At 60.7% G+C, this 8595-nt stretch carries 9 protein-coding genes; 4 read left to right on the forward strand and 5 right to left on the reverse strand.

The genetic code is table 11. The features are described from left to right. Nucleotides 1-136: 136 nt before the first annotated feature. The 5 genes from NKK51_RS32160 to NKK51_RS32180 all read right to left on the reverse strand — a co-directional run bounded on the left by NKK51_RS32160 (nucleotide 137) and on the right by NKK51_RS32180 (nucleotide 4544). On the reverse strand, nucleotides 137-1390 hold the full coding sequence (locus NKK51_RS32160; protein WP_023810224.1) for a L,D-transpeptidase family protein: 1254 nt from the start codon (nucleotides 1388-1390) through the stop codon (nucleotides 137-139). Nucleotides 1391-1752: 362 nt separating this feature from the next. Then, nucleotides 1753-2151 (reverse strand): hypothetical protein, encoded by a 399-nt coding sequence (locus tag NKK51_RS32165; protein ID WP_352556303.1) that lies wholly within the window; start codon nucleotides 2149-2151, stop codon nucleotides 1753-1755. 176 nt (nucleotides 2152-2327) lie between these two features. Continuing rightward, on the reverse strand, nucleotides 2328-2843 hold the full coding sequence (ldtR, locus tag NKK51_RS32170; protein ID WP_008875359.1) for a transcriptional regulator LdtR: 516 nt from the start codon (nucleotides 2841-2843) through the stop codon (nucleotides 2328-2330). Between the two features lie 238 nt (nucleotides 2844-3081). Next, on the reverse strand, nucleotides 3082-3504 hold the full coding sequence (locus NKK51_RS32175; protein ID WP_023810222.1) for a DUF6163 family protein: 423 nt from the start codon (nucleotides 3502-3504) through the stop codon (nucleotides 3082-3084). Beyond that, complete coding sequence (locus tag NKK51_RS32180) at nucleotides 3501-4544, reverse strand: enoyl-CoA hydratase/isomerase family protein (RefSeq protein ID WP_352556305.1); 1044 nt, start codon at nucleotides 4542-4544, stop codon at nucleotides 3501-3503. Before NKK51_RS32180 ends, NKK51_RS32175 begins: the two co-directional genes overlap by 4 nt. Nucleotides 4545-4791: 247 nt before the next feature. Between NKK51_RS32180 and NKK51_RS32185 the strand changes: the two genes are divergently transcribed. From NKK51_RS32185 to NKK51_RS32200, 4 genes are all read left to right on the forward strand, one after another. Continuing rightward, nucleotides 4792-5568, forward strand: a complete 777-nt coding sequence (locus tag NKK51_RS32185) for a DUF8605 domain-containing protein (protein ID WP_352556306.1) — start codon at nucleotides 4792-4794, stop codon at nucleotides 5566-5568. Nucleotides 5569-5655: 87 nt separating this feature from the next. Then, the gene (gene hemB, locus NKK51_RS32190; protein ID WP_352556308.1) at nucleotides 5656-6687 is read left to right on the forward strand and encodes a porphobilinogen synthase; all 1032 of its coding nucleotides are present in this window, start codon (nucleotides 5656-5658) and stop codon (nucleotides 6685-6687) included. Nucleotides 6688-6693: 6 nt separating this feature from the next. Further along, nucleotides 6694-7638, forward strand: a complete 945-nt coding sequence (locus tag NKK51_RS32195) for a cobaltochelatase CobT-related protein (RefSeq protein WP_352556310.1) — start codon at nucleotides 6694-6696, stop codon at nucleotides 7636-7638. Between the two features lie 146 nt (nucleotides 7639-7784). After that, a complete protein-coding gene (locus NKK51_RS32200) occupies nucleotides 7785-8432 on the forward strand; it encodes a dihydrofolate reductase family protein (RefSeq protein WP_352556312.1) in 648 nt (215 codons plus the stop codon). The last annotated feature ends 163 nt before the right edge of the window (nucleotides 8433-8595 follow it).

The following is an 8595-nucleotide window of genomic DNA, read 5'->3' on the forward strand; positions in this document are numbered from 1 at the left end:
TCCCCGCCTAAATAGCTATCGACAACCGAGCGCTTGAAACTCTCGCTGTATTTGGACATGCAAAACCCCCGAAGGTTGTGTCCAACTTTCGGGGGTCAGTTCAGAGAGGCGGCCTTTTTAGATAAGAATCAAATGCTTACAGCGCAGACGTGATCTGCAGTTCGTTGTTGCCATCAAGCGCGTAGACGTCGTCGCGGAACTGCACCACGCCCGGACCGGTCGACCAGGCCGAGAGATAGAGGAAGTGAACCGGCACCGGATTGGTGACCTGGATCGGCGTGTTTTCACCGGTCTTGATCGCCGCCTCGAAATGCTGGCGATCCCAGCCGGGCGTGTCGCGCAGGATCCAGGTGACGAGGTCGCGCACATTCTGCACGCGCACGCAGCCCGAGGAATCGAAACGCAGCATCTTGCCGAACAGGCTCTGCTGCGGCGTGTCGTGCATGTAGACGCCGTCAGGGCTCGGGAAATTGATCTTCACCGACGCCATGGCGTTTTCCGAGCCGGGATCCTGGCGGAAACGGTACTTGGCGGCGTCGTCGGTCGACCAGTCCACATTCATCGGATCGACTTCGCTGCCATCGGGCGCGAACAGGCGGATGTGGCTGTTCTTGAGATAATCGGGATTTTTCCGCATCAGCGGAATGATGTCCTTGCGCACGATCGAGACGGGCGCGTTCCAGTATGGATTGACGATGATCTCGTTGATCTTGGAATTGACGATCGGCGTCTGCCGGTCGATCTTGCCGACGATCGCGGTGTGGCGAAGCACGACACGGTCGTTCTCGACCGCTTCGACCTGCGCTGCCGGAATGTCGACCAGCACGTAACGGCTGCCCAGCGTGCCGGCCTTCTCGCGCAGCCGCTGCAGATTGGTCTGCAGCTGGCCGAGCCGGATCTGCGCCGAAACGTTCATCGCCGCATAGGTGTATTTGCCGAGCGCACCATCGGCAGGCAGGCCGTGGCGCAGCTGGAAGCGCTTGACCGCCGAGTCGACATAGGAATCGAAAGCCGTCGAAATGCCGGCGCTCTGCGATAGGTCGCCGGAAACCATCAGCCGCTTGCGCAACGGCACCACATCCGGGTCGTCGACGCCAAGCTGCAGCTTCTTGGTTGCGGGAACTTCGACCCAGCCACCCTGCCCGACAATGTTCTGGTATTGCCCGACCGCCTGTTCCGTGAAGGCGACGGTCTGCGGGCTGAAGATCGGCAGCGTCGAGGCTACCTTGCCGCCCTCGCTGGCGCGGGCGTCGAACTGGTCGTCCCAATTGCCGCGCGCCGAGGATTTCAGGATATCACCGATCACATCCTGCGCATTGGCGCCGCCGGCGACCACCGCTGCTGCGAGCGCGGAGGCTCCGGAGAGGAAAAAACGACGGCTGGTTCTCATGGACGTTCCAGACATTTGTAGCAGTTCGATCACTTGCTGCGTTGATCACCGGGCGATCTCGCCCGCACTGTAAAATTGGCAATCTTAACAATTAGCCAACCATGCTCCGTATCACCTTGGTGTGACAGCGCCCAGGCGCGATACGGATTGCGGGTGAACGCATGGTCTTCACACCAGCATCACTGCCACTCTCGGTTCCATTGGAATATGGCGGCAACGTGGCCTTGGCCCGCGATTTGCATCGGGCGCCGCAGCGAAATGAAAGGCCCGTGCTTTTTCGGTATCGATCGGCATCCTTGATCGCGTCAAGCAGACGGCGGTTCGGCCGCTCCACGAGACGCGCTGCCTATCCTCACGATCCCTCAGTGTGAGGTTTCAACCTTTGGGCCCGGACCTGGCTTCGCCTTCAATTCCGAACATCGTTGCAACACCTCATGCTGGGGGTAGCGCAGGACTTTGTTGTCCTCGAGTTTGAGCAGCAGCTCCCGCCTCTTGTCTGTGCTCTCGCCGTCCGTACACCTCATATCCAGGATGACGACATCCAGGCGGTTGATCTTCTGAACCTTGTCCAACGTGCAGCGGACCTCCCACATTTCCATTGCTTTGTCGGTAAACGTCACTATCGAGTCATTGTTGTCACAGGGCTCGCTGCCTTCCCCAGCGAAAGAATCCTTCCACCATTCCTCGGCAAAAGCCGTTTGCGAGACCAACAAAAGCACTGCGGCAACCGAGCAAATCTTCGTGCGTTTTCCCTCACCCATAACGCGCACCTCCAGGCCGTGACATTAGGCACTGCTGCAGCGAAAGCAAACCTGGCCGGATATTTGGGCTTTGGGATCAGGAAAAGAAAAGGCCGATGCCTCTCGGCACCGGCCCTGACTGAAGGTCGATATTTCGGCCGCGCTTCTGTGGCGCGGGCCGGATCCGATGCGACGCCTTACATCCGGTAGGCGATGGTGTCGTTCCAGAAGCGGTCGAGCCGCTGCAAAGCGCGGTTCATCTGCTTGAACTCGTCGGTGTTGATGCCGCCGACCTGTTCGATCGAGCCGACATGACGCTCGTAGAGGCCGGCAACGACCTCCGCCACCTCGTTGCCCTTCGGCGTCAGCGAGACACGGACCGAACGGCGGTCGATGCGCGAGCGCTGGTGGTTGATGAAGCCGAGATCGACCAGCTTCTTCAGATTATAGGAGACGTTCGAGCCGAGATAGTAGCCACGCGAGCGCAGCTCGCCGGCGGTCAGCTCGGAATTGCCGATATTGAACAGCAGCAGCGCCTGGATGGCATTGATGTCGGAACGGCCGTTGCGGTCGAATTCGTCCTTGATCACATCAAGCAGGCGGCGGTGCAGCCGCTCAACAAGCTGCAGCGATTCCATGTACAGGGAACGGATAGCCTCGCGGCGATCGTCGGATACGTTGGCGGTCTTCGCCGCCGGACGCGAATTGATCATTGTCTTTGCCTCTCGTTTGTCGCCCTGGTGATTTTTTGTTTTTCACCTTGATCGCGACACTATCGAATACTCATAAAATTCGACTTAAACGCTAGGGCTAACAAGAGCTTACCGGTAAGAGGTTTCGCAAGAGGCTTAACGAACGGTCACCCGAGCAAGGATAATTAACCTAAAGATTTCGGCAACGATTGCGGGGCTCATTCGAGGCGACAGCGGGGCCGCCAATGTGCTCAAGGGCTTAGTGGCGGACCGGGCGCTTCTGCAGGTAGATGACGACGCGGAAGACGATGTAGAGCACCGCCACCGCCGCATGCGAGACGACAATCAGCAAGCGATGGCCGAATAGCTCGGGAAAGCCGGCATACATGACCGTCTCGGTCACCGCGCAAATGAACCAGATCACCGGGCCCCAGGACGCCAGCATCCACAGGCCGGCAGCGGCAAAGGGGAAGAACACGGCGAGCACCACCGCCGCGACCTGCCAGTGCACGGGCATCAGGTCGAACCGCCACAGCGTACCCGGATAAAAGCCGATCAACCTGATCCAGTAGAGAATGCCGAACAGCAGGCAGTAGCCCGATATGACGCGCTGGAACCAGGCGAAGATCACCTCCACCCCGGAGGGCTGCAGCACGACGCGCCTCGAGGTCACCTCGCTCATATCAAGAGTTCCCGTTCGCCGAGCGGAGCGAAATAGGCATCGACATCCGCTTCGCTGACCGCAGCGAGGCTTGCCGGCCGCCATTGCGGCTTCGAGCCCTTGTCGATGATGGCGGCGCGGATACCTTCGTAGAAATCATGGCCGGCGAGCATCCGGTTGAGGATGCGGAACTCCATTTTCATGCAGGCTTCCATGGACAGCGTCAGTCCGGCGCTGATCTGCCGCCAGGCGACGCGCAGGCTGGTCGGCGAGCGGGTGCGGATCGCCGCCAGTGTCTTTGCCGCGAACTCGTCGGCGGCGGCCGCACGCTCGAGGCTGTCGATGACGCGGTTCAGGGACGGTTGCGAAAAATGGCGGACAATCGCCTCCAGCGTCGGCCTGTCGGTTTCTCGCCTTGCCTGCACGAAGAAGCCGCGCAGCACCGATTCCGGATCGCCGGTCAGCGCCAGGCGGTCGAGGAAGCCAGCCTGGTCCTCGGCCTTGATGGTATGGGTGGCCAGCCCCGACCACAGCGCATCGCCATAGCGGATGCGATTGCCGGTCAGCGCCAGATACATACCGAAGGAGCCGCCGAGGTCAGGCAGCAGGTGGCTGGCGCCAACATCCGGAAAGAAGCCGATGCCGACTTCCGGCATGGCAAATTGGGCATTCTCGGTCATCACCCGGTGCGAGCCGTGGAAGGAGATGCCGACACCACCGCCCATGACGATGCCGTCAATCAGGGCCACGTAAGGTTTCCTATAACTGTTGATGCGGGCGTTGAGGCGATATTCGTCGGCGAAGAACTCGACCGGCGGTTTTCCCGCCCGGCCTGTCTCATAGACATGCAGGATATCGCCGCCGGTCGAAAAGGCCCTGCCCTCTGCCTTGACGACGATGACGTCGATGCCCTGGTCGGCCTCCCAGGCGGAAAGAGCAGCGTCGAGCGCCCCGATCATGCGGTGCGTCAAGGCATTGAGCGCCTGCGGCCGCGTCAAGGTGACGACGCCGGCCCGGCCCAGATGTTCGAAGCGGATCTCGTCGCCTCCGCCAAAATCCATCGTGAAGAATCCCTCCCCCGGCCGCCGGGACTGAAGTGCTAAAGCGTGGCGCATGGGTGCGTCAATGGCGAGCACACCGGTGCAAGCTCTGGCCCGGACCAGGAGCCGGTACTAAAAATCGAGCTGCAATACTGAAAAACTGGATAGAGTTCATTGCAGCGCAGCTCTGGCGGGTCTTCGAACGGGACGATTGGTTATGACTCGATTTTCACGCTTTGCGCCGGTGGCAATTGGGCTGAGCATCTGCTTGGCTGTTCACCCTGTCATGGCGGGGACTTTGGAAGACCTCTACAGTTCGCAGACCATCGTCAACGGCAAGTACGAGAAAAACCGGCAGGCCGGCTTCAAGCGCTGTCTCGACGCGGTTCTGGTCCGGGTTTCCGGCGATCAGCGCCTGCCGGCGAAACCGGAGATGGCGGCACTGCGCGACAAGGCCGGCAGCTTCGTTGCCAGCTTTAGTTACCGCGACCGCATGGAAGGCATTCCCAACCATGACGATCAGGGCACGTACGATCGGCCCCATAATCTTTACTGCCAGTACAAGCCTGCTGACATCGACCCGGTGCTGGCGTCGCTCGGCAGCAGGCCGTGGCTGACCGAGCGGCCACGGCTGGCGGTGTTTTTGGCAACCGAACGCGGCACCCAGCATTTCGCGCTCGAAGCAGATGACGAGCGCGGCGTGTTGATGCGCGAATCGTTCGGCAATGCCGCAGCCCCGCTGGCCATGCAGGTGACTTTTCCCACGGCAGCACAGCTGTCGCGGGCCGGATTGGCCGATCAGGCGCTTCGTAACGCCGAGATGGCGAAGCTCGACACCATTGCGAAAAAGGCCGGCGCCGATCAGGCACTTTTGGGCAGCCTCGTCTGGAGCGACAAGGAGTTCGGCTGGATCGCCGACTGGCGGCTGGCCACGGCCGGCAAGACCTACATCTGGCAGGTGCGCGGTGTCAGCTTCGATGAGGCCTTCCGCGTTGCTATCAAGGGCGCGACGCAGATCCTGTCGGGCAATGGGCAGCCCGAATAGGCCTCGACCGGATCGCTGGCACAAACGTGTCGCATTGGTCAGCGGCAAAGGGTCGTGGTAAAAAGCCGCCGAACGAGAGTATTGGCGATGAACAAATTCACCCCCGCAAAGCCCGCCGGCGCGCGCGGCGTCGACGAGATCACCGGCAGCCGCCGTCTGCGCCGCATGCGCAAGGCCGACTGGTCGCGCCGCCTCGTGCAGGAGAACAGGCTTTCGGTCGACGATCTGATCTGGCCGATCTTCGTCGTTGACGGCAAGAATATCCGCGAGCCGATCGCCGCCATGCCCGGCGTCTTCCGCCTGTCGATCGATCTCGCCGTCAAAGAGGCCGAGCGCGCGGCAAAACTCGGCATTCCGGCACTCGCCACCTTCCCCAATGTGGACATCTCGCTGCGCGACCAGACCGGCTCGCACATCCTCGATCCCAACAATGTCATCAACCGCGCCACCCGTGCGATCAAGGATGTAGTGCCGCAGATCGGCATCATCACCGACGCCGCGCTCGACCCGTTCACCAGCCACGGCCATGACGGCATCCTGCGCGACGGCATCATCGTCAACGACGAGACAGTGGAACAGGTGACCGCCGCTGCTGTCATCCAGGCGGCCGCCGGTGCCGACATCATCGCGCCGTCCGACATGATGGACGGCCGCATCGGCGCCATCCGGGACGCGCTTGACGCCAATGGTTTTCAGGACGTCGCGATCATGTCCTATGCGACCAAATTCGCTTCGGCCTTCTACGGCCCCTATCGCGAGGCGGTGGGCACCGCCGGCCTGCTCAAGGGCGACAAGAAGACCTATTACATCGACCATGCCAATTCCGACGAAGCGGTGAGAGAGGCCGAACAGGACATTGCCGAGGGCGCCGACATGCTGATGGTCAAGCCCGGCCTGCCCTATCTCGACATCATCCGACGGCTGAAAGACGAGTTCCAGATGCCGACCTTCGCCTACCAGGTGTCGGGCGAATATTCGATGATCAAGGCGGCAGGCGCCAATGGCTGGATCGACGGCGAGAAGGCAATGCTGGAATCGCTGCTCGCCTTCAAGCGCGCCGGCTGCGACGGCATCTTGACCTATTTCGCGCCCGAAGTGGCGGAACTGCTGAAGGGATAGCCGACATTGCTGCGAAGGCTGGGCAAGCATTTCAGATCATTGTTTGTCCCCGTGCCACGCGGCGACACTGCTACGCCCGGCTATCACGCCTACGTCACGCTCCATGACTGGATTGTGCCGAGCCTAAAACTGTCAAACGCTATCGGGCAGCTTTCGGACAAACATAAATCCGCGGTCGAGGCGATATGGGCAGAGCTGGAGAGCGGCCTCGCCGGCTGGAGGACGAAGCATCTGATTCTGGCAGCGGATATTGCCACTGAAGTCCGGGATAGCGTATCGGCGCCTGACCGCGCTGATACGGTCGTCTCCATTCTCGTCGACCAGTCCGGATCGATGCGCGGCCAGAAAATGCTGTACGCGGCTGCTTCAGTCGACATTGCACAGGAGTTTCTGCGGACACTCGGCATAAAGGTCGATATCCTTGGGTTCACCACGCGCAATTGGCGCGGTGGGGAATCGCGGCGCATCTGGAATGAAGATGGCCGGCCCAAAAATCCGGGAAGGCTGAACGACCTGCTGCACATTATCTACCGGCAGGCCGACGACAGCCGTCAGAGCAGTTTGGGTCATGTTCTCAAGCCGATGTTACGGCCGGACCTTCCCAAGGAGAACATCGACGGCGAAGCCATCGAGTGGGCCGTTGGGCGTCTGCGAGAACGACCCGAGGCCCGTAAGGTTCTGCTTGTTGTCTCAGACGGAGCACCCGTTGACGACGCCACGCTGCTGGCAAATGGAGCGCACTATCTCCAAGACCATATTTTGCAGGTGATTGGGCAGGTTGAGGCAGCCGGAGATATCGAATTGCTGGCCGTTGGTCTGGGCTTTGCCGTCGACCGATACTACCGGACGTCGGCGCATTGCGAGGCGCCCGACGAGCTTGCCGGGACGGTGTTGTCCCTCTTGCGGGACCATTTGATCGCTAAACGGGACAGTAAAGTCGAGTTGAGCTGACAAGGCTGCACCCCGCCTTTCGTACCCCAGCGTTGCAGGTCCGCTACGTTGGAGATTGCTGCCGCCAGAAAACTGCTTGCAATTAAAAACCAGTTTGATACAAAACAACTGCTTGCAAAATACAACTGGTTATCGAGGAGGCTCGCATGTCCAAACTTCGCGTCAACGCTTTCACCCTGTCGCTCGACGGCTATGGCGCCGGTCCCGATCAGGATCTGCAAAATCCTCTTGGCGTCGGTGGGGAATCCTTGCACAAGTGGTTTGTCGACACCCGCACTTTCCGTGAGATGGTGCTCGGACAAGATGGCGGCACCACCGATATCAACGAGGCGTTCGCGGCGCGCAGTTTCGAGAATGTCGGCGCATGGATCCTCGGCCGCAACATGTTCGGGCCGATCCGCGGCGAATGGCCCGATGACAGCTGGAAAGGCTGGTGGGGCGATAACCCTCCCTACCATGTGCCGGTTTTCGTGTTGACCCATCACAAGCGCGAACCGATCGTCATGGAGGGCGGCACGACCTTCTATTTCATCACCGAGGGCATCCACTCAGCGCTTGAACAGGCAAAAGCAGCGGCTGATGGCAAGGACGTGCGCGTCGGCGGCGGCGTCGCCACAATCCGGCAATACCTCCAGGAGAAGCTGATCGACGAGATGCATCTGGCGATCGCGCCGGTGCTGCTCGGTACGGGCGAGAACCTTTTTGCCGGCCTAGACATGATCAAGCTCGGCTATGTCTGCAGCGAGCAGGTTGCGACGCCGCTCGCCACGCACGTCACCGTCAAGCGGGCTTAGGTGGAGAGCCAATCTCCCCCCACGTGGGGGAGATGGCCGGCAGGCCAGAGGGGGCGCTGTCCCATAGGCGCTAACTTTACGCTATGACGGCGATCCTTGCTGCTGCGGATTGGCTTTTGCGCCGTCTGGGCGGATCGCAGACGTGGCGAATGATTTCGGTGAA

It is taken from the genome of Mesorhizobium sp. M0011, from assembly GCF_040324155.1.
GTDB lineage: Bacteria > Pseudomonadota > Alphaproteobacteria > Rhizobiales > Rhizobiaceae > Mesorhizobium.

Excerpts from the sequence above, each read along its gene's own strand:
- NKK51_RS32200 (WP_352556312.1), top strand. The coding sequence starts at position 7,785 with ATGTCCAAACTTCGCGTCAACGCTTTCACCCTGTCGCTCGACGGCTAT.
- NKK51_RS32180 (WP_352556305.1), bottom strand. The coding sequence starts at position 4,544 with ATGGATTTTGGCGGAGGCGACGAGATCCGCTTCGAACATCTGGGCCGG.
- NKK51_RS32175 (WP_023810222.1), bottom strand. The coding sequence starts at position 3,504 with ATGAGCGAGGTGACCTCGAGGCGCGTCGTGCTGCAGCCCTCCGGGGTG.
- NKK51_RS32160 (WP_023810224.1), bottom strand. The coding sequence starts at position 1,390 with ATGAGAACCAGCCGTCGTTTTTTCCTCTCCGGAGCCTCCGCGCTCGCA.
- NKK51_RS32165 (WP_352556303.1), bottom strand. The coding sequence starts at position 2,151 with ATGGGTGAGGGAAAACGCACGAAGATTTGCTCGGTTGCCGCAGTGCTT.
- hemB (WP_352556308.1), top strand. The coding sequence starts at position 5,656 with ATGAACAAATTCACCCCCGCAAAGCCCGCCGGCGCGCGCGGCGTCGAC.
- ldtR (WP_008875359.1), bottom strand. The coding sequence starts at position 2,843 with ATGATCAATTCGCGTCCGGCGGCGAAGACCGCCAACGTATCCGACGAT.